This window comes from Paenibacillus sp. PCH8 (assembly GCF_002968835.1).
Classification (GTDB): Bacteria; Bacillota; Bacilli; order Paenibacillales; family Paenibacillaceae; genus Paenibacillus.
In genome coordinates this window covers 172,612-193,903 of sequence record NZ_PKQK01000001.1, presented here as the reverse complement: position 1 = coordinate 193,903, position 21,292 = coordinate 172,612, and the positions used below count along the sequence as shown (strand labels likewise).

Sequence of the window (21,292 nt, the reverse complement as noted above, 5' to 3'; positions counted from 1 at the left end):
CCGGGCGGAAGGAGAGCTTTTTTTACCAAAAATTAATGTGTCTCTTCGTCCAGAAACGGTTTGTTCACCGCATGATACATGAAGCCCATCAACAGCACGCCGCCGACCAGATTACCCAGGGTTACCGGAACCAGGTTATGAATGACTCCTTCCAACGAGATCGTTCCCGGATGGTTCAGCACAAGCGCAATCGCGAACGTACACATATTGGCAATGCTGTGTTCATAGCCCGAGATGAAAAAGCAGAAGACAAAGAGCATCATAGCGAACATTTTGGCTCCGTTTTCCTTCATGAACATGGGTACAAAAAATGCCATACATACGAGCCAGTTACACAATATTCCCCGGAAAAAGAGCTGCATGGTCGGCACTTCCATCTTGTGCTCCACCACGCTTAACAGGAACCCATTCACCTGAGACGAATCGAACAGTCCCGTCAGATAGATTAACAGCGCAAATACCGCCGCCCCCATCAGGTTTCCGCTATAACTCGCAATCCACAGCTTGATTACCTCGAACCAGCGGAGCTTCTTGCGCAGTGCAGCATACGTGTAATAGAAGGTATTACCGGTAAACAGATCACCGCCACCGTATGCGATCAGAATAATTGCCGCGCCGAACGTAAGTGCAGCCATGGGGTATGTGAAGGGGGAATCCTCCATATAAAAGAAATTACCCGTCTTGAACGCCACGATGACGCCAAACCCGATGAACATACTGGCGAGCATAGATCGTGCAAGATATCGAAGTAAGCTTTGCTTGTAAATCTTGTGTTTCTTCAGCGCCAGTTGTTCGACGTTACGTAAAGCTTCCGTTTCCATAATTCGCCTCCAATATCCTGATGTCTTGTTTACATTATAACGAAAAATTGGAAGATGGCGAGGTTTGGCGTTGGATTTGTGATAATTGTTATATCCAAAATCAATTCTTATCCATTAATCTAGGTCCATTTCCAAACAGATATCACTTAACAAGTATAGCCAGGTTGCCAAACTGCTCTCCCTTTTCCATTCGTTTGAACGCTTTCGCTGTGTCTTGTAACGGATATACGCCATCGATTACAGGATGAATATGATGATCTTTCACCCATTGCAGCATCTGGACGAACTCTTCACGGCTTCCCATAGAGGTGCCAATTAGACTGATTTGCGGGAAAAAAATGGATCGAATCGGAATATTCAGATCATCGCCCGAGCTTGCACCATACATCACAATGCGCCCGCCAGGTCTGATTATATCCACATATTTGGGAAACATGGCTTGTCCAATGCTATCCAATATGATGTCCACCGGCTCCAGATCATTCTCTAAACTCCAATCGGCATGACTATCCAGTGCACGGGCAGCTCCCAAGCGCAAAGCCTGATTTCTCTTGGCTTCACTTCTGGAGGTAACCGTTACCTGTGCACCAGCAGCTACAGCCATGAGCAAGGCATAAGTGGCTACACCGCCGCCAATGCCGGGAATAAGGATATGTTCGCCCGCTTTAAGTTCACCACGGGTGAATAAGGCGCGATAGGCCGTCAAAGCCGACAGCGACAATACACCTGCTTCCTCCCAGGATAGGTAGGAGGGTTTAGGCAGGGCATTCTCAGCAGGTAACGTAATATATTGTGCCAGCGTCCCATCTGTAGGGCCACCTACAATATCGGGCACGATGGGGATATCAGATGTGTATGGCCATCCCAGCGTAGGATGAATAATGACTTCATCACCTACTGCCAATCCGCTTACTCCTTCGCCAATCTGTACAATTATACCTGCCCCATCGGACCCGGGAATGAGCGCTGTGTCCTGAATTGTACGTTCTGCCATGATGAACAGATCGCGGTGGTTAATTCCGGCGGCTCTAAGCTGGACTTGTACTTCATCGTGTCCAGGTGTACGGGCATTGGATGTTGTATATTGAAGACCCTCAAGGCCGCTTTGATCTGAATGGATTATTGCTTTCATATGCCTATTCCTCCTGTCGGTGTAGCAAGACTTCACTACTGAGCCTCATTGTACAGATGGAGCAGATTCACGTAAAATGAACAAAAATGAAGGTGAGTATCAATTAAAATAATAGCTGATATCACGATAAGAAGGTGATCAGGGCATGGATGCAGGAGATTTGAAAATATTTCAGGCAGTTGCCCGCGAGGGCAGTATCAGTAAAGCCGCGCGCTCCCTTAATTATGTGCAGTCCAATGTGACAACACGAATCAGACAATTGGAGACTCAGCTGCAAGTACCGCTATTTCATCGTTCCAATCGTGGGATGTCGCTCACACCAGCGGGCGAGAACCTGCTTGGGTATGCGGATAGAATCTTACAGTTATTATATGAAGCGGAACAGGCTGCACAAGAGGGGATCCCACCGTCCGGAATGCTTCGTCTGGGCGCTATTGAGACGGCAGCTTCCAGTTTTCTAACGCCATTACTGGCTGAATACCGTTCATGTTACCCTGAGGTACAGCATTCGCTTGTTACGGGCGGGACCCATGAACTGAACCAGAAGGTCATTCAACATGAATTGCATGGGGCCTTGGTGTATGGTCCGATTGATCATCCTGAGCTAAACTATATGAAGATGTATGATGAAGAAATGGTGTTGATCGCTGAACCTGGAGCACATGATATACAGGCGCTATGGTCTAAACCGATGTTGTTTTTTGAGATCGGATGCACACATCGGACCCAGGCAGAATCTTTATTGAAAGATCAGGGTATCCACACGCTGAACGTTATGGAATATGGAACGCTGGACACTATTCTGCACGGTGTATCTGCCGGGCTCGGCGTGTCCTTGCTTCCACGTTCTTCGGTTACCAAAGCAGAATCAAGAGGCGAGGTTGTGGTCATGTCTTTGCCTGATCCTTATCGCCGTTTGGAAGTGGGATTTGTATATTCTCGAAGTGAGCATATAGCAAGTGCGCTAAGTGCATTGGTGCAGATCATGACAGAACCAGAATAACAAAGGAGTGAGTGAGCTTGAAGGATACCGGGTTAACGCTATCGGAAGCTTTTCGTCAGGCAGAGTTTATTTTGGGTGGTCATGGTAGTCGTAACGTAAAAGTGCTTCAAGACGTACTGGAGCATATCGATGGGGAGCAAGATAGCGATCATTATGGTCATGGTCCGGTCATTGATCCATTTCAGCAGCAGATGGCTGAGGTTCTGGGCAAGGAAGCAGCTGTGTTTTTTCCAAGCGGAACGATGGCGCAGCAGATTGCATTACGAATCTGGTGTGACCGCAAAGCCGTGAAAAGGGTAGCATATCACCCGCTGTCTCATCTGGAGATCCATGAGGAAGATGGACTGAAAGAGTTACATCAGATTGAAACGATTTTGCTGGCGGATAAGGATCAGTTGATTCGTTTGGAAGATGTAGAGGCGCTCGATCAGGACATTGCCTGCCTGCTGTTGGAACTGCCGCAACGTGAGATTGGTGGGCAATTACCTTCGTATGCAGAACTTGAAGCGATCTCGGCTTATTGCCGTGAACGCGGAATTAAGCTGCACTTGGACGGGGCACGTTTGTTTGAGATCACGCCTTATTACCAGAAGACACCAGCCGAGATTTGCAGTTTGTTTGATAGTGTATATGTGTCCTTTTACAAAGGCATTGGAGGAATTGCGGGGGCTATTCTCGCGGGCGACACGGACGTGATGCAAGAGTCCAAAGTATGGAAACGGCGGCACGGTGGCGATCTGATCGGCCTGTATCCGTATATTCTGAGTTCGCAGCATTATTTCAATGAACGTATTGGCAAAATGGAGCATTATTACGAGCAAGCTGTTGAACTGGCCTCCTTATTGAATGCATGCCATGGGATAACCACGTTGCCGGAAGTACCCGTATCGAATATGTTCCATGTACACGTTGCGCTTGCTGCTTCCGAAGTCGAATCTGTGCTTGCACAGATGGCCCAACAGTATGGCATAGGGCTGACTTCCTATTTGAACAAGACAAGCGGGAACCGTTGTTCATTCGAGTATTCTGCTGGAGATCGGTATGATCTCGTGCCGAAGGACAAGCTGCGTGCAGCACTGGAATGGCTGGATGGGGAACTGCGGAAGCAGATGACATTTCATTCATAGAGGAGGGGTTCAAGTGGAGTCGATAGAATTGGAACCCATTCGTGATCTTTTGGTGAAAGCTTATGATACAGCAATGGGAGAAGGATGTACTCCCGAAACGCAACAGAGAATTGAGAATTTTGAGCAAAAGCATAACGTGAAGCTGCCGTCAGCGACTTTAGTGAATTAATGACGATGCTGGCTGAGTCAGCGATCTGGGTGCAGGAGCAGATGAAATAACAGGGCAGACGGAAGGATGCACAATAGGCTTATGGATATCCGAAAGTTAAGATACTTTATCACCGTGGCGGAGGAGCTACATTTCCACCGTGCAGCGGAGAAATTAAATATGACGCAACCACCGCTGAGCCAGCAGATTCAGAATCTGGAAGAAGAGCTTGGCGTGAAGCTGTTGGAACGTACCAAAAAAATGGTGCGCCTCACGCCAGCGGGTGCCGTGTTTCTGGAACAGGCGAGGCTAATTATGGCCCAACTGGAACGATCCATCCAGCTTACGCAGAAGGCTGACCAAGGTATCTTTGGACATCTAACCATAGCGTTTGTGGACTCGGCTTCGGGGAGCATCATGGTGGATGTGCTGAGAAAATTTCGCGTTGCGTATCCGCAGATTGAACTGACGCTGCGTGAGATGACCTCGTCCGAACAATTACAGGCACTGGAAGACGGACAGATTCATATTGGATTTCTACGATATGAAGATCATGCTCGACATGTCTCGTTCCGAGCATGTCAGATGGAAACGTTAATTGCCGTATTGCCGGATCATCACCCGCTAGCTTCTCAGACTCAGGTATCCATCCGAGAGCTGGCGAACGAGGATTTCATTTTATTCCCACGGCATCTGGGTTCTCCGTTCCATCGTCTCGTTCTGGATTATTGCAGGGAGCATGGTGTAGATCCTCGAATTACACAGGAAGCGATCCAGATGTACACCATTGTGAATCTGGTGGCAGCAGGCATGGGCATTTCCATCGTTCCTTCTTCGGTAGACGTGTTCCAGCGGAAGGGTGTGGTATTTCTCCCGTTAGCAGAAAATCCGCCCTCCGTACCGTTGTACACGGCATGGCGGACGGATACGAATCAGGAAGTCATCTCCCGCTTTATGAACATCGTAGATGAATGTGTCAAAGGGAATGAACAAGGTCCTCGTATGACTAAAGTTAACTCCTAATGGCGATTAACCCGTCATCGCAGGATCTCTCTCTATCCACTCCATTAGTATTTCATCAATGCGGGTCATAATCTCCCGATCCAGCTTCACACCGGAGGCTTTAACATTTTCCAATACTTGCTCCGGTCGGGATGCACCGATAATAACGGAACTAACATACGGATGCTGGAGAACCCAGGCAACGGCGAGTTGAGGCAACGTTAGACCGATCTCTTTGGCTAATGGAACAAGCTGTTGTACAGCGGTGAGAACCTCTTCACGTAACCACCGACCTGCCAGCTTGTTGAAAAAGGGCGCTCCAGCCTCGGCCGCTGCACGTGATTCAGCGGGGAGTGCTTCGTTAGGTGCATATTTACCTGATAGTATGCCTTGAGCCAGAGGAGACCATGTGATCTGACCCAACCCTGCTTGATCGCTTGCTGGCACGACTTCTTGCTCAATAACACGCCATAACATGGAATACTGCGGTTGGCTCGCAATAAAAGGCACACGAAGCTCCCTTGCTAATGCAGAGCCTTGTGCAATCTGATCGGCGTTCCATTCACTGACCCCAATATAGTGGACTTTGCCCTGACGAACCAGATCCGCAAATGCAAGGAAGGTCTCTTCCAGCGGCGTGTTGGGATCATAACGGTGAGCGTAATAGACATCGATATAATCAGTCTGTAACCGTTGTAATGAAGCATTACAGGCTTCCATGATATGTTTGCGCGAAAGTCCTCTGTCATTGTGACCTGAGCCGGTTGGGTGACAGACTTTGGTGCACAGTTCAATACGTTCTCTTCGAATATCCTTGAGCGCTTGTCCCAATACCATTTCTGCCTTGGTATTTGAATAGACGTCTGCCGTATCAAATGTGGTGATACCTGCATCCAAAGCGGCCCTCACACAGGCTTGTGCTGTTCCATCATCCACTTGTGCTCCATGCGTAATCCAGTTGCCCAGTGAAATCTCACTGACGGTTAACCCGCTATTTCCTAATTTGCGATATTCCATCGATGACGCCTCCCTAAGTAATCTGGACTCCATTGTAGCAATGGCAGATCAACAGGTGAAATATCTTTTAACCCCATCTTTGATACGAAAAAGATATCAGTACATATTTCTTAAACTGCAATTTCATTTCTCTTGCATATATTTACGATAGATGGCAGGTGTGATCTCCTCGAACTTTTTGAATATTTTGATGAAATAACCGGATTCATTGAATCCCAATTCATCGCTGATCTGTGACACCGGCATGTCGGTGACCTCTAGCAATTGCTTGGCCCACTTGATTTTAAGCCGTGCGAGGTAGGTTGTGAAGTTCTCACCCGTCTCCTTGGCGAACAGTCGACTGAAATAGCTGGGACTCAGGTGGCACAGATCGGCCATTTGTTTAAGCGATACTTGTTCGCTCTTATGTGTATGAATGTATTCAAAAGCAGGCTGAAGCACCGGGCTGGTGCTTTCGGTATCGCTTGGGCTGTTTTTGAGATAGGCATCCGCAATCGCGTTGGTCATCTCTTTTTTGATGGACTCGATATTACGAATGGAGTACCCCGGCAGAATGGTGGACAGGTTCATCGACTCCGAATTGCCCGAAGCCTTCTCAAACATTTCAACCAGCAGGTTTTTGTTGAGCGCTTCCTCCACAATGTAGTTGCAGAGCAGGGATAACATATTGGAGATTTTCACGATCTCTTCGTAGGTCATCACAGGCAACTGGTCATAATCCTGTTGTAATTCCTCCAGTTTGGCCGCATGCATGGGCACGTTCTTGGATGTGACGATCTGTTCCAGATCGGTGCCTTTCTCTGGATCGGCGAGTTTCACTTGACCTGCCATCACGGCTCCGATATATTTGCCATCAATCGTAATCGGAATGGCGATATCAATAATGTCGAAGTGGCACAGATATACGTAGGGCTCATTCAACCGAACCGCCTCCAGACCGCCGCGCGAATCACACTTTTGGCAGTAGGGGAGAAGCTCGGGATCTTTGCGTACCTTTTGGCAGAAAGCCTGACAACTGCTATGGCTGGTCACAGGAATGCCTTTATAGTCAACGGTGAGGATCGCAAGTTTGGTTACGGATGCCAGAGAATCTTGTAGGCGCTTCCATTTGGTGAGATCCAGAATTTTATTGATATGCAGATATTCTTTAATCATTACGTGTTACCTCCGTAGCTAACCTGATGATTCATTTCGACTGTTAAAAGTTAGCAAGTTGTACATATTAAGAAGTAGTGGTGACGGGTAATGTAGGATGGGAGGTCATCATTGAACCATCTCATGACAATAACATACCACGATTGTGCTAAAAAGCAACAAATTACGATTGCAAATTATAATCATTTGTTATCAAAGTCCACTGCTAAACCTCCCGTGTATGCGGTATATTAAGGTCAATTGTAAGAAGTTTAAAATTTGATGTAAAACGACAGCAAAGAATTCCACATCAAGCTGCTCTGTCGGTGGTGTACTGTGCAATAGCAAAAAACGACCATTATATTATTTTAGGAGGCATATATCAATATGAGAAAAGCATTTATCAGCCCAACCAAGTATGTTCAAGGCGAAGACGAATTGTTGAACCTGGGTTACTTCGTAAAATCCTTTGGAGAATCAGCATTGTTGATCGCTCATCCCGATGATGTTCAACGTGTAAAAGCGAAGCTGGATGCGACCGCTGAGAAATTCAATATCACTTTTGTTGAAAGCGGTTTTAGAGGGGAATGTTCCCGTGAAGAGGTTGCACGTCTGCAAGAAATCGCGAAGGAAAAAGGATGTACATGCACGATCGGTCTTGGTGGCGGTAAAGCCATCGATGCTGCCAAATGTGTAGCGGAAGGTGAAGCATTAATCATCTGTCCAACGATTGCGGCAACAGACGCACCGACAAGTCATTCGGCTGTATTATACACACCAGAAGGTGCTTTCGATGACTATGCGTATTTCAAACAAAGCCCAAGTGTCGTTCTCGTGGATACAACGGTCATTGCCAACGCGCCAACACGTTTCCTTGTATCCGGTATGGGAGATGCACTTTCCACGTACTTTGAAGCAAGAGCAACAGCGAAATCCTACTCCAGAGTTAACGCAAGTCTGCCAATGGGTTCCCGTGAAGGATACACACCATCTGCAGTAGGAACGAACGCAGCGCTTGCACTTGCAAAATTGTGTTATGAAATGCTGCTGAGTGATGGTGCTAAAGCGAAAGTAGCCAGTGACAGCAACGTGGTTACTCAAGCCCTGGAAAACATTGTAGAGACGAACATCCTGCTGTCCGGTCTTGGATTCGAAAGTGGCGGTTTGGCTGCAGCACATGCGATCCACAATGGTTTGACTATCCTGGAAGGTACACACCACTTCTTCCATGGCGAAAAAGTATCCTTCGGTACAATTGCACAGCTCGTTCTTGAGAATGCGCCAACCGAAGAACTGTATGAGGTTATGGACTTCTGTCTCGAAGTGGGACTGCCTGTGAGTCTGGCTGATCTCGGTGTAGACATTATTAGTCAGGAAGAGTTGCTGAAAGTGGCAGAGATCGCTTGTATTCCAGAAGAATCGATTCATGCCATGCCTTTCCCGATCACCGTTCCTGAAGTGGCTGCTGCGATTGCAGCGGCTGACCGAATTGGACGGGAATACAAAGCAGCTCGCAGGGAGGCAAAGTAATGAAGAAAATTATCAACCAGGCAGAGAATGTGGTTATGGAAATGTGCAACGGGATTGCGCTTGCACACCCGGAGCTTGAATTCCTGAAAAAATATAAAGTCATCAAACGCAGAGAGATTCAAGCTGACAAAGTCAGCCTGATCAGCGGCGGCGGCAGCGGACACGAACCGGCTCACGCAGGATATGTGGGCAAAGGCATGTTGGATGCGGCTGTGTGTGGAGATGTATTCGCATCGCCTTCCCAAATCCAGGTGTATCAGGCGATCAAGGCTACAGCCAGCAACAAAGGCACACTTATGATCATCAAGAATTACAGTGGCGACATGATGAACTTCAAAAATGCAGCGCATCTGGCAGAGGAAGATGGCATCGACGTGCAATATGTGCGCGTTGAGGATGACATCGCTGTGCAAGACAGCCTGTATACGGTAGGACGTCGTGGCGTTGCCGGAACCGTTCTGGTTCACAAAATCGCTGGAGCAGCAGCCGAGGAAGGTCGAAGCCTTACCGATGTGAAATCGGTTGCGGAGAAAGCAGCCCAGAACGTGCGCAGTATTGGATTTGGATTCACATCCTGTACCGTGCCAGCCAAAGGAACACCTACATTTGAAATCGCTGAAGATGAGATGGAGTTTGGTGTAGGTATTCATGGTGAGCCGGGTATACGCCGGGAGAAACTGGTATCGGCAGATGAGCTTGCAGGGCGTATGGTTGAAGCGCTGCTTGCTGACATGAAGCTGGACAACGATGCATCTGCTGAGATCGCAGTGCTCGTGAATGGTTTTGGCGCCACACCTCTGCAAGAATTGTACCTGCTTAACAATTCCGTTCAACGTGAAATTGCAGGGCATACAGGTTTGCAGGTCGCTACAACGTTTGTTGGAAACTACATGACCAGTATAGATATGGCGGGTGCATCGGTAACGATTCTGAAACTGGATGAAGAACTGAAAACCCTGTTGTTCAAGGAAAGTGATACACCTGCGTTCAAAGTATCAGGTCCTCCTGCAGCACAAGTGGCGTATTCCGAAGCGCTGGAAGCGGTTGTGACTGAAGATGCTCCGGTATCGTTCGAAGTGGAGACGCCTGCAACTTCTGCGGTAATTAACAACAATCAGTTCTCAATGGATAACATCGTCTACCTGATCGATAAAATGGGTGAGATCATTATTAAGAACGAAGTCCCGTTCTGTGAACTGGATTCTCATGCCGGTGATGGTGACTTCGGGATGAGTGTGGCGAAAGGCTTCCGCCAATTGAAACGCGAATGGAATCACATCATTAACGTTGATAAAAAAGACATCGGTTCATTCCTTGATTCATGTTCTCTTGTCATTATGGAATACTGCGGCGGAGCATCCGGTCCGATCTGGGGTTCGGCATTCCGTGCAGCGGGCAAAGCCGTAGGCGACAAACAGCAGCTGAATGTTGCTGAATTCGCAGAAATGTTACATGCGGCAGTACAAGGCATACAGTCCACGGGAGAGCGTTCCTTCGGACGCGGTGCCGTTGTAGGTGATAAGACTCTGATTGATGCACTCGTTCCGTGTGCTGATTCCTGGACGCAAAGTGCGGAGTCTGGAGATGATTTCAAAACGGCATTCGCCAAAGGTGCAGCCGCAGCAGTTGAGGGTGCGAAGAAAACGGAAGATATCGTAGCACGCATGGGTCGCGCAGGTACGGTCGGCGAACGAAGTCTGGGTTACCCAGATGCTGGCGCGTATGCGCTGGGTGTTATTTTCACAGAGCTGTCCGAGTCCATGAAATAAGATAGAGTTAGTCAACGTTTCAACTATGAATGATATGAGTCAAAAGTGACACAGGTAACGGCGTCAGACGTTAGGCGTCGTTATGTGTGCCTTTTTTTGGCCATAGTAAGTCAAAATTTACATGTTATCATTTACACCTAAATTGAACAGCTTACTTTATGGTTATTCTTCGTATAAGCAACATGTATATTATCTGATTATCTATCTATCTATCATTTTATTTTTACTAAAAAGGAGTCTTATATGAGAACAATCGCTTCATTCTTGAAAAAACCGCAGGGGTTGCTGGTTTTATCACTTGTTTTGGTCATCTTTGGCAGCTTGTTCGCCGGGATGTTCAATACGTCCATCTATTCCGTTAAGGTTAAAGAGATCAAATTCCAGGCCGAGCACGGAACACTGTCGGGTCTGCTCTACATGCCCAAAGGTGCTGGTGCAGATGATAAACGTCCGGTCATTATTACAACACATGGTTATCTGAATACGAAAGAAATGCAAGATGCACCTGCCATTGAAATGTCCAGACGCGGCTACATTGTGCTTGCACTGGATATGTATGACCACGGGGATTCCCGCTGGAGTGCAGATATTCCGGTTAAGGATCTGTTCGGCACGTTCTGGATATACTCGCAGTTTGATGCAGCGAAATATATCTATGAGCAAGATTTTACCAAAAAGGATGAGCAAGGCAACGCATATGTAGCGGTCAGCGGCCATTCCATGGGCGGATTCTCCACTCTGTTATCGATGTACATGGATGAGATGACTGCACTGCAGACGGGACACCGTATGATCTACGCCGGTATAACAGCGGGTGCTGATTATTCTTATGCAGCAGCTGTTGCACCACAGGATCAGCTGCAAGCGGCATACGGCAATCGTACCGTTGGTATGATTGCAGGCAAGTATGACGAATTCTTCTTCAACAAATCGGATGAAGAGAAAACTGCCGCAGAGAAAGAAGTGCAAGGCACTGTCACTCGCAAAGATTTTGCAGCAACTATTTCGGGTAAAGCATTCCTTGGACTCGCACCAGATGCACCGAGAGGAGCGACCGATCAGTTTACGAAAGTACAGTCCGGTGATCTGACCGTGGATGGCAAGGTGGTACGTGCTTCCCAGACGGGTGAACATATTATGTTTACGCCGAATCAAACGCACCCATGGAACCATTTCTCCAGTACAACAACGGGACATTTGATCGACTTTTACGCTCATGCCTTCAAAGGTGTAACGTCACCGAACCAGACGAATGTGAATCTGGATTCCGGCAATCAGATCTGGTGGGCGAAGGAAGCATTTAACTTTGTCGCGCTGATCGGATTCTTCCTGATGATTGTGCCGCTGATTACGTTGTTGCTCAGACTGCCGTTCTTGCGTAAAGCAGCAACGGGAGAGATTGCTACGGTGTCTGCAGCGGTTAGTGGGAAACAGAAGATGATCTACTGGCTCGCTATCGCATTCAGCACGCTGATCCCGGCGATCTTGTTCCCGACATTGATGGATAAAGCGGCAAATGGACTGAATATTCTTCGCATTATTGCCCTGATTCTGCTCATCGTGAGTGTGCTTGGAGCAATCATTGGATTCGTGATGGCGGGAAGCAAGAAGAATGACTTTAAGGCAAGCCGCCGGATGAAAAATATTGCGGTAGGCAGTGTACTGCTGGCGATCGTATCCCTGGGGATGTGGCTCGTCTTCCAATATGCAGGCCATATTGTTGTAACAAGCACGTACTTCAACGAACCAACGACGAACCAGATTGTATACTGGGCGCTGGTATCGGCATTAATTATGATGATGGTGACCTTTGCCTTCCATTATTTCTCCAAAAAGGATGCAGGAACTCGTTTCAGCGATTATGGAATTAGCCTGAACGTTGGTACGATTATTGCCAGCCTGGTGACCGCAGTACTTGCTGTAGTCATCGGTTATGCGTTGCTGTTTGTAGTGCAAGCAATCTTCGGAACGGACTTCCGAATCTGGACGTTCGCGGTTCGGACGTTCGAAAGCGAACATTTCATTACTGCATTGCGTTATACACCGTTCTTCCTGATCTATTACTTCGTCAGCGCAGTAGCCTTGAATGCCAATACACGCGGCAAACGTGGCGGTATGTTCCTGGCGATGGTACTGAATGTTGGCGGACTGGTGCTCTGGATGCTGTTGCAATACGGCAAAGACTTCACGACAGGTGTAGCTCTGTATCCGGGTCAAGCGTTGAACGGCATTCTGTTGTTCGCACTGGTGCCATGTCTGATCATTGCTGCTGTGTACGCACGCAAATTGTTTGAGAAAACGAATAATGTGTGGCTGGCCGCATTTGTAAATACGTTGCTGTTCACGATGGTTACGGTGGCGAATACGGCACTGTTCTGGAACTTGGTTTGATGTAAAAAAGACATGGACTGCGTCTTAGGAATTACACTGGACCACTCCGATGGCAGACTATGCTTTTGATCGCTGTTATCCGGGGATAAGGGCGAACACTTTGCTTCTCCAGTATTAGTCTGCCATCTCCGTTCTGGTGTATTCATTATAGGGGCAGACCCTATCCAACGTTTCAATTCAACGTGGATAGTGTAATAAGACCACTCTGTAGGCTTGGCTTACAGAGTGGTCTTTTTGATATGTGAAGCGGTGAGGTGAGGCAGAGATTTGGCTTGCTTATGCCAAATAGTGTAATCTGGAGAACAGATATAAGTATTTTGAATGAATGGCATGGTGAGAGTTATCAAACTTTATCAAATATTGAAATAAAAGCAGTATTCATTTGAACGAGAAGGGATTGTGATGATTCAATGACGCAAAAAATCTATTATGACTCTGCTTACACCAGAGAGTGGCATACAACGATTACAGGGAGAATGGACAAGGAAGATGGGATATATGTCACGCTGGCAGAGACTGCTTTCTACCCGCATGGGGGCGGGCAGCCTTGTGATCTGGGACGAATCGGTGGAATTCAGGTTCTGGATGTGAATATCGAAGATGGAGACGTATGGCATAAGCTGGAACGTGCCCCTGAACAGAATGAAGTGAACTGCGAGCTTAAATGGGATCGAAGATTTGATCATATGCAGCAACATACCGGACAGCATCTGTTATCGGCAATCACGTTGAAGCTGGTGGATGCGATGACGCTGAGCTTTCATCTGGGAGCGGATCATGCCACGATTGATGTGGAGGCGCCTGAGTTGAGCGTGGATCAACTGACGACTATCGAACAAGAGGTTAACCGCCAGATTTATCGTAACGCTCGCATCAGTAGTTCATGGGTGACTGCTGAAGAGGCAGCACGTCTGCCATTGGTGAAGCAGCCTTCGGTAACGGAGGACATTCGCATTGTCGAGATTGAAGGTGTGGAGTACAACGCTTGCGGCGGCACGCATGTGTCAGCAACAGGCGAGATTGGTATTATTAAGCTGTTAAAAACCGAAAAAGTGAAGAGCAGCACCCGCATTTATTTTAAATGTGGAACAAGGGCCTTGAATGAATTCACCGCCACACAAAACGTGCTAAACAGCATCTCGGTTATATTAAAGACGAGCAAGGATGAATTAGTGGAACGTATTGAGAAAATGGAACTGGAACAGAAGCAGCTGCAAACGGAGCTGAATACAGTCAAAACAACGAATGATACATACTACGCGGAGGAGTTGCTGGCTGCACGGGAAGGACTGGTCATTGCCCAGATCTTTGAAGACAAATCGCTCAAGGAGATGCAGAGCCTGGCAACCAAGCTGACAGCGGAGCATGAGGGTCTTGTCCTCTTTGCCAGCATCTCGGAAGCCAAAGTCGTTCTGGCACAGAACGGACAGCCGCCGGAATGGGCATGTGGACCTTTCTTCAAAGGCAATCTTGGAGCCTACCAGGGTAAAGGTGGGGGCAGTGAGAAAATGGCCCAGGCCGGCTTTGCCAGCAGTGAGGATGCACTTGCCTTTTATGAATTTACCAGGGAGCAGCTGGGACATCACTGAGTTTTGTTTTGCAGATACGAATACGAGACAGGCAGCATTGAAGACATATGGAGTAAGGGATAAACACGTCACGTTGTGGCGTGTTTTTCATGGATTTTGAGGAGGTGGGAACATGACAGAACGTATATCGTGTATACGGGAAGGGTGTATCAATACCATTTTACCAGCAACGGCTGCCAGAACAGGTGGATACTGCATGCCTTGCAAGCAGGAGATGGAGCGTGAGGAGCGTCAGAACTACATGGAAGCGAATCGGCGTGACGTGGATTTGTATGCGGACATCACAGACCCGGTCGAAATTATAAAAATCATGCATGAACCCCAGGTTCGCAATCCACTAATTCGGTATGTCCCATATGAACGTTCCAAGGAACAGGTATATCTGTCTTTGTCTACGGACCAGCAAGATGAGATAAAGGACTATGCGATGCACTTGATTCGTACAGGCGATGAAGATACTGGCAAAGATATTCTGCTATATCTGGTTTGTTATCATGATCTGTCATTGACGGCCGAAATTCCTGAGCTGCTGGAACAAGAGATCTATTATCCTGCCATTTTGTATCAAAGTGCTTCAGCTGAAATGCGAGATCGTCTCTTGCAGCAGGTGAACACCGATGATGAGAATCGTAACCATATATTGCTCATGCTGGCTTATATCGGTGATGATGTTGTTGTGCAGCAGTTCCGGCAGTGGAGACAGTCTCCACCGACCTGGTCGAGCGAGTTGTATGTGGCACCAGAGCATTACACCACGGAAGCTGGTTGGGAACTTACGAAGGACGGGCAGCGCAGAGAATTATTCACTACCCCAAGTTATTCACTCTATAAAGTAAAAGAGAGTGAAGCAACTAACGTGGCAATAACCGAAGATTCGCTCTCAATGCTGACCTCAAGCATCAATTGCTGTCCATGGTGTGGTAGTGCGTTAACGACCTTAATTAATCTGGATGTTAAGCATCCAGCACTGCGGGACGTGTCTTGGCATGCCCAGCGACTTCAGATCCAGACTTGCGTGATATGCAGCAGTTACGGTGTGGTTTACATGGAGAGGGATGCAGCAGGGGAACCGTTATGGAGCTCACATAATGTCATGCCCGTGGGAGCGGACGACATTGACCCGGAGGACTATGTAAAACTTACACCGGATGTGGGCCGGCAGTTTCGGATTGCGAATGCATCACGTCATGCATTCCATGCCAGTGAGTGGGCGATGGAACCATCGCTATCTCAGGTCGGCGGTCATCCGGGATGGGTTCAGGATGCCGAGTATCGAATATGTTTACGCTGTTCCACGAGAATGAAGGCTGTCGCACAACTGGATTGGGGCGAGGTTGAGGCATATGGTGAGGGCATGTATTACATGTTCATATGTGAGCCCTGCCAGATGACCGCCGTATCCTATCAGCAATCTTAAAAGCAGGCTACAACAAAAAGAGGCATCCCGTAAGTTCTGAACTTAATGGGGTGCCCCTTTGATGTAACACCAGATCTTCCTACAATTCTGCAGATGCTTGCTTCAACAGACCCGCCAGCCATTCGTAATCGGGCGAATCTTTTTCCTTGAGCTTGATCGTTTTGCGCTCTTCCGGGCCTTCGAATATGCCATCGGGTAGATCAAGTCCAGTGGTATGGAAGATGGTGAAGGACACGGCCTGTTTGGATGGCGAGATAACCGCAGCATATGTTCCGTTTTTCAAAAAATGAGGTTTCTTGTATTGCACGCGTTCCTGCACGTCAGGGATGGTATCATGCACTAACTGACGCAATTGTTCTGCGACTTGTACTTGCCAGGGGATCTGAATCTGTTCAATAAACGCAGTGACCTCTGCATTCTTGGTCATGCTTGTTCACCCTCCGTATGGATCTGATTGTGTGCTTCCCATTCTGGTCTTAGAATTCCCATCATTAAGCGGTCGTAACGCTTGCCATCCCGATATACAGCGGAGCGTGCCCGACCTTCCAACTGAAAACCAACCTTCTCATAGGAACGGATCGCTTTGGCATTGTAGGCGATGACATCGAGGCCAACCCGGTCCAGATTCATTTCATGAAACGCATATCGTAAAATAAGATTCAACGCTTCTGTGCCATACCCCTTGTTGCGATGTTCGGCAAGTCCGATGCCAATGGCAAGCTGTCCGCAGCGGTTATTCCATTCAATGCTGTGAATGACGATAAAACCAATCAGCGTATCCTCTTCATGCGTGCGCAGTCTGAAGTACACTTCCTTGTTCTTCGTTTCGCCCTCATCCTCCAGCTGTTTCTCCGAATAGGGAATGGCAAGATCAGTATCTACATTCCGAAGGTACTCCGAGTCTTCGTTCCATTGCAGCATTGTCTGCACGTCTTCTGGGCGTGGTGGCGTCATCTTTAATCGTTTGCTATAAAACAAGTTGTCCGTTGTTAGGGTCATAGGGGTCTCCTTTTGGCATCTGATAGCCTCATCATACTGGTAATTATAGGTGAATCACAATAGCGTATTTCAGTGTAACTAAGTAGCCTCTTGTCATTAAACCTGACACGGTAGTAAGATGAAATAATCGATATACATTCAGTAATAGATACAATAATAATGTCGGCAGGAGTGATATGTTTTGGAGATCAAAGTGGATGATTTGAGTGGAATACAAGTTAAGGCTTTAATCGCTGAGCACTTGCAAGGGATGGAGGCGGATTCGCCCCCGGAGAGTATCCATGCGTTGAATCTGGATGGACTCAAGAAGCCTGAAATTACATTCTGGTGTGCATGGGATGGGGACGACTTACTCGGCTGCGGGGCTATCAAAGAAATAGATTCTGAGCATGCCGAATTGAAGTCGATGCGTACGGCTTTGGCCCATTTGAGAAAAGGCGTAGCGAGACAAATGTTGGCTCATATTATGGAGGTTGCCACAGACCGTGGTTATAAGCGAATCAGTCTGGAGACAGGTTCGATGGATTCGTTTATCCCGGCACGGAAGCTGTATGAAGATTTTGGATTCGAATATTGCGAACCATTTGCAAATTATATATTGGACCCGAACAGCACATTTATGACGAAAAAAATCTAAAAGGATTCGCATGCGAAACCAGTATTCTGTTTTTTACAGAACACTGGTTTTTTTATTTTGCAACATATCATACATATTGAAATTTGGAAAAAGAGTAGAATAAACTCAATAATGCAGCAATAAAGCAACGTAACCTTGTGACGAAGAATGTGGAGGGAGTCGTGCATGATTTACTGGTGGTTTGATCATATGAATCCGCTGTTTGCCGTCTTGGTGTTATGTCCCATAATCGCTGTGGTGCTTGGATGATTGTACACAGATTGCTTCATGCCATTGTGGGGTATAAAACATAGGTTATGTCACGATGCGCTTGGTATGAATTGGCCATAAGTAACTTCTGGGCTGATCCATGAACAATAGGGTATACTGGACATTATGTCTATGAAACAAGACAGCATTACAGACGTTTTTTACATCAGGAGGACTTGAATTGGCTCAGACAGAAGGAACACTACAAAAGAAGCTTAAACCAAGACACATCAGTTTTATGGCTATGGGTGGTGTCATTGGAACTGGAATTTTCAAAGGTAGTGCAGAGACGATAGGTCTTGCAGGCCCGGGCGTGATCGTCACGTACATTTTTGCCGGATTATTGTTGCTGGTTGTGATGGCTGCGATGGCGGAGATGGCTACCGTGTACAAAAACAAAAATATGAAAGACTTTGTGCAGGAAGCATTCGGCAGCAGAGTCTCCTTTATTATGGGATGGATGTACTGCTTCCTATGGTTATCGGTGTGTGTCATTGAGGTGATTGCTGCCGGAAGTTTCTTGCAGTATTGGTTCACGGAAGTACCGTTGTGGATGCTGAGTCTGGCTTGTGCGGCATTCATTATACTGGTGAATCTCATGAGTGTAGGGGTGTTCGGGGAGTTCGAGTTCTGGCTGGCGGGGATCAAAATTGCCATGATTATTATTTTTATCTTCCTTGGTGCAGGGGTGATCTTTGGCATTATTCCGAGTGATAACACCCCTTATCTGCAACATTACACACAAGCAGGCGGTTTCTTCCCGAACGGATGGTCATCAATCTTCTCGGCACTGCTTGTCGTCATGTTCTCGTATGGAGGATCAGAGCTGATTGGACTGACCTTGACGGAGACGGAAAATGCAGATAAAGTCATGCCCAAAATCGTGGGCAATTTCATGCTCCGAATTATTCTATTCTTCACTTTGCCGATTCTGATCATCTGTGGCCTCATTCCATGGAATGAGATTGGGCCGGAGAGCAGCCCGTTTGTACAGGTGCTTGCTTCCACAGGATTGCCGGGAGCTGCACATATTATGAACTTTATTTTGGTGACGGCGGTTCTGTCTGCTGCGAATTCAGGGATCTACGGTGCATCCCGGATGATGCACTCCATGGCTATAGGTGGAGAAGCTCCAAAAGCATTGTCGAAGACCAATCGCAACGGTAGCCCGATCAACACCTTGCTGGTATGTTCGGTAGTTTTGCTCGGAGGTTCCCTGTTAGGCCTGTTCGCGCAGGACCAGCTGTTCCGTATTCTGCTGGCAGTTCCGGGGTTTGTCGTGATCCTCGTGTGGATCTGTATTGCCTCATCACAGTTAAAACTGCGGAAGCGGTATCCAGCTCAACCGACGTTTAAAGTATGGGGTTTTCCTTATATAACCGGAGCCGTAGTGCTGTGTCTCAGTGTCATTGCAGTGATGTTTGTGTTTGATGCAGGCAATCGGTTCAGCATTAGCATCTGTCTGGCCGTGCTCGCATTGCTGGTGATCTGGTCCCTGATTCGATTCAGAAAGACGGATGGACGAGCCGTTTAGTCATTGTAATATATAAATGTGAGATATTACGTACCAAAAAACATCCCGCGTTCGCGCCGGGATGTTTTTTGGTGTTATTCAATTTAGGGACCCACATACTTATCCATAAATTGATCTACTCTTTGGAAATATTCAGTGGGGTAATGGTTAATTGCATCGATGTGTTCCGTATTTTGCGGATACCATACTTCGGCATTGGGATTATCTTTCAAGGACTCATAGATCTTTTCTGTATTTTTATAACTTATTTGCTGATCTCCAGTACCATGAATGAGCATAACGGGTTTGTCTTGCATCTTTTTAACCGTGTCCATAGGTGATACGGAATCAAGATCAACGTTAAAGACCCAATCCGCCATCCATGTCGATGTATAACTGAATGGGAATGCAGGTAAACCTGAGAAGAATGGCAGGCCCTCTCTTAGAAATAAACCGGCATTACGAAATGGACTATCTGCAACTACGGCCTGGATATCATCACTTTCACTTGTGGCCAGTAGAGAAGTAGCAGCCCCCATGGAGAAGCCGATAACTCCAATGTGGTCACCCGCCTGATCTCTGGATTTCAGGTAGTCTACAGCCCCAAGTAAATCGTATTTCTCACGGAGACCCATCGTAATTAAATCCCCATCGGACTTACCCTGTGAACTGAGGTCAAAGGACAGTACGTTATATCCTTTTGGAACGAAATGTTCGACCAACTTGGGAGTACGCCCTTTGACTAAACGATTACTCGTATACCCATGTACAACAATAATCGTCTTGTTACTTGCTATGCCTGAAGAGACTTTGGCTGGAAAGAAGGTTCCTCGAATCGTATTATCATTTTTCAAACTCTTGAATTCAACTTCTTCGTAAGGTGTTTTCTCCATGTTCAACTCGTAGCTGACATTGGTATCTCGTGGATGGTGTAACAACGTGTCTACTACTTTATAAGATATAAAAAATACAAGAGCCACAATAAGTATAAGCGCTATACCCAGGCCCCATAAGAGTTTCTTGTGTTTCTTCACACGACCTTTAAATGTCAGAGCGGGTTGTAATGATGGTTGACTCATTCAGATTCCTCCAGTTGTTTCTTCGTGATGTATTGGTGCAAACAGATAAAAGGCATGTCCCTTCAGATTCTCCCACTCTGGATGATGAAGAATGTCTTCTCCGAGAGTTAAAGCTACTCCATTTAAGAAGGAGATATAGCTGCGAGAGATCATTGCTGGAGAAAAGCTTTTGTTGAACTCTCCCATGGATTGCCCCTTCGCGTAGACAGATTCAATCGTATCGGTCATGACTTTTATACTTTCAAGGACCTTCTGTGTAAGTTCAGGGAACCTGGTTCGTTGCCCCAAGACAGATTGAGCAAGTCGCAATTCATTGGTATAGAAGTAAATATGGCTGAATTGTTCTTCTACCATATTTTTAATCAACGTACCTGGTGTTCCTTTTCCTTGTAGAGAAGCAAGTGATTTCATCTGAATATCAGCAAGCGGTTCAAGAACAGCGGTATGGAACAGAGCTTCTTTGTTTGGAAAGTATTGAAAAATAGTTCCAGAAGTAACTCCTGCACGTTTCGCAATGATAGCCGTTGTGGTATTGGAATATCCGCTTTCGGCAAACAGGATAACAGCCTCTTTCAAGATGCGTTTACGCCGCTCCAGTCGTTTCTCTTCATTAATAGGTCTCGCCAAAAGAATCCTCCGTTCTTTACTTTTTTTAATTAAATAACTGATCAATTAATTAATAATATATATGAATTGACCTTTTATGGCAAGGGTGAATTGTAAACTTTATTTGGA

19 protein-coding genes are annotated in these 21,292 nt (G+C 46.9%); 11 read left to right on the top strand and 8 right to left on the bottom strand.

What is annotated here, in order from left to right; genetic code table 11:
* Positions 1–32 precede the first annotated feature (32 nt).
* Together C0Q44_RS00830 and C0Q44_RS00825 are read right to left on the bottom strand one after the other, a co-directional pair.
* A complete protein-coding gene (locus C0Q44_RS00830) occupies positions 33–821 on the bottom strand; it encodes a formate/nitrite transporter family protein (RefSeq protein ID WP_105405635.1) in 789 nt (262 codons plus the stop codon).
* A 142-nt stretch (positions 822–963) separates the two neighbouring features.
* The gene (locus tag C0Q44_RS00825; RefSeq protein ID WP_105405634.1) at positions 964–1,953 is read right to left on the bottom strand and encodes a quinone oxidoreductase family protein; all 990 of its coding nucleotides are present in this window, start codon (positions 1,951–1,953) and stop codon (positions 964–966) included.
* 145 nt (positions 1,954–2,098) lie between these two features.
* Between C0Q44_RS00825 and C0Q44_RS00820 the strand changes: the two genes are divergently transcribed.
* The 4 genes from C0Q44_RS00820 to C0Q44_RS00805 all read left to right on the top strand — a co-directional run bounded on the left by C0Q44_RS00820 (position 2,099) and on the right by C0Q44_RS00805 (position 5,254).
* Positions 2,099–2,956 carry a LysR family transcriptional regulator gene (locus C0Q44_RS00820; RefSeq protein WP_105405633.1) on the top strand — a complete coding sequence of 286 codons (858 nt, stop codon included), beginning with the start codon at positions 2,099–2,101 and terminating at the stop codon, positions 2,954–2,956.
* A gap of 17 nt (positions 2,957–2,973) precedes the next feature.
* Positions 2,974–4,083, top strand: coding sequence for a threonine aldolase family protein (locus C0Q44_RS00815; RefSeq protein WP_105405632.1), 1,110 nt, complete (start codon positions 2,974–2,976; stop codon positions 4,081–4,083).
* A gap of 13 nt (positions 4,084–4,096) precedes the next feature.
* The gene (locus C0Q44_RS00810; RefSeq protein ID WP_181150808.1) at positions 4,097–4,252 is read left to right on the top strand and encodes a hypothetical protein; all 156 of its coding nucleotides are present in this window, start codon (positions 4,097–4,099) and stop codon (positions 4,250–4,252) included.
* 81 nt (positions 4,253–4,333) lie between these two features.
* On the top strand, positions 4,334–5,254 hold the full coding sequence (locus C0Q44_RS00805; protein ID WP_105405631.1) for a LysR substrate-binding domain-containing protein: 921 nt from the start codon (positions 4,334–4,336) through the stop codon (positions 5,252–5,254).
* 6 nt (positions 5,255–5,260) lie between these two features.
* Here the strand turns inward: C0Q44_RS00805 and C0Q44_RS00800 are convergent, their stop codons facing one another.
* Both C0Q44_RS00800 and C0Q44_RS00795 read right to left on the bottom strand, forming a co-directional pair.
* The gene (locus tag C0Q44_RS00800) at positions 5,261–6,250 is read right to left on the bottom strand and encodes an aldo/keto reductase family protein (RefSeq protein ID WP_105405630.1); all 990 of its coding nucleotides are present in this window, start codon (positions 6,248–6,250) and stop codon (positions 5,261–5,263) included.
* A gap of 123 nt (positions 6,251–6,373) precedes the next feature.
* A complete protein-coding gene (locus C0Q44_RS00795) occupies positions 6,374–7,405 on the bottom strand; it encodes a PocR ligand-binding domain-containing protein (RefSeq protein ID WP_105405629.1) in 1,032 nt (343 codons plus the stop codon).
* Positions 7,406–7,771: 366 nt separating this feature from the next.
* On the opposite strand from C0Q44_RS00795, the gene C0Q44_RS00790 reads away from it, so the two are divergent.
* The 5 genes from C0Q44_RS00790 to C0Q44_RS00770 all read left to right on the top strand — a co-directional run bounded on the left by C0Q44_RS00790 (position 7,772) and on the right by C0Q44_RS00770 (position 16,080).
* A complete protein-coding gene (locus C0Q44_RS00790) occupies positions 7,772–8,914 on the top strand; it encodes a glycerol dehydrogenase (RefSeq protein ID WP_105405628.1) in 1,143 nt (380 codons plus the stop codon).
* Positions 8,914–10,683, top strand: a complete 1,770-nt coding sequence (dhaK, locus tag C0Q44_RS00785) for a dihydroxyacetone kinase subunit DhaK (RefSeq protein ID WP_105405627.1) — start codon at positions 8,914–8,916, stop codon at positions 10,681–10,683. The genes C0Q44_RS00790 and dhaK overlap by 1 nt, the downstream gene beginning before the upstream one ends.
* A 243-nt stretch (positions 10,684–10,926) precedes the next feature.
* Positions 10,927–13,074, top strand: a complete 2,148-nt coding sequence (locus C0Q44_RS00780; RefSeq protein WP_105405626.1) for an alpha/beta hydrolase family protein — start codon at positions 10,927–10,929, stop codon at positions 13,072–13,074.
* A gap of 410 nt (positions 13,075–13,484) precedes the next feature.
* Complete coding sequence (locus tag C0Q44_RS00775; RefSeq protein WP_105405625.1) at positions 13,485–14,663, top strand: alanyl-tRNA editing protein; 1,179 nt, start codon at positions 13,485–13,487, stop codon at positions 14,661–14,663.
* A 112-nt stretch (positions 14,664–14,775) separates the two neighbouring features.
* Positions 14,776–16,080, top strand: coding sequence for a DUF1963 domain-containing protein (locus tag C0Q44_RS00770; protein ID WP_105405624.1), 1,305 nt, complete (start codon positions 14,776–14,778; stop codon positions 16,078–16,080).
* A gap of 79 nt (positions 16,081–16,159) precedes the next feature.
* Here C0Q44_RS00770 and C0Q44_RS00765 read toward each other — a convergent pair whose 3' ends face one another.
* Both C0Q44_RS00765 and C0Q44_RS00760 read right to left on the bottom strand, forming a co-directional pair.
* Entirely contained in the window at positions 16,160–16,507 is a 348-nt protein-coding gene (locus C0Q44_RS00765) for a DUF1801 domain-containing protein (protein ID WP_105405623.1), read from the bottom strand.
* Positions 16,504–17,079 carry a GNAT family N-acetyltransferase gene (locus C0Q44_RS00760; protein ID WP_181150807.1) on the bottom strand — a complete coding sequence of 192 codons (576 nt, stop codon included), beginning with the start codon at positions 17,077–17,079 and terminating at the stop codon, positions 16,504–16,506. Before C0Q44_RS00760 ends, C0Q44_RS00765 begins: the two co-directional genes overlap by 4 nt.
* Positions 17,080–17,260: 181 nt before the next feature.
* On the opposite strand from C0Q44_RS00760, the gene C0Q44_RS00755 reads away from it, so the two are divergent.
* Together C0Q44_RS00755 and C0Q44_RS00750 are read left to right on the top strand one after the other, a co-directional pair.
* Positions 17,261–17,716, top strand: a complete 456-nt coding sequence (locus C0Q44_RS00755; RefSeq protein ID WP_105405622.1) for a GNAT family N-acetyltransferase — start codon at positions 17,261–17,263, stop codon at positions 17,714–17,716.
* Between the two features lie 430 nt (positions 17,717–18,146).
* On the top strand, positions 18,147–19,499 hold the full coding sequence (locus tag C0Q44_RS00750) for an amino acid permease (protein ID WP_146113408.1): 1,353 nt from the start codon (positions 18,147–18,149) through the stop codon (positions 19,497–19,499).
* A gap of 83 nt (positions 19,500–19,582) precedes the next feature.
* Here the strand turns inward: C0Q44_RS00750 and C0Q44_RS00745 are convergent, their stop codons facing one another.
* Positions 19,583–20,557: an alpha/beta hydrolase gene (locus C0Q44_RS00745; protein WP_105405621.1), complete on the bottom strand. Its 975-nt coding sequence runs from the start codon at positions 20,555–20,557 to the stop codon at positions 19,583–19,585.
* Positions 20,558–21,184 carry a TetR/AcrR family transcriptional regulator gene (locus tag C0Q44_RS00740; protein ID WP_105405620.1) on the bottom strand — a complete coding sequence of 209 codons (627 nt, stop codon included), beginning with the start codon at positions 21,182–21,184 and terminating at the stop codon, positions 20,558–20,560.
* Between the last annotated feature and the right edge of the window lie 108 nt (positions 21,185–21,292).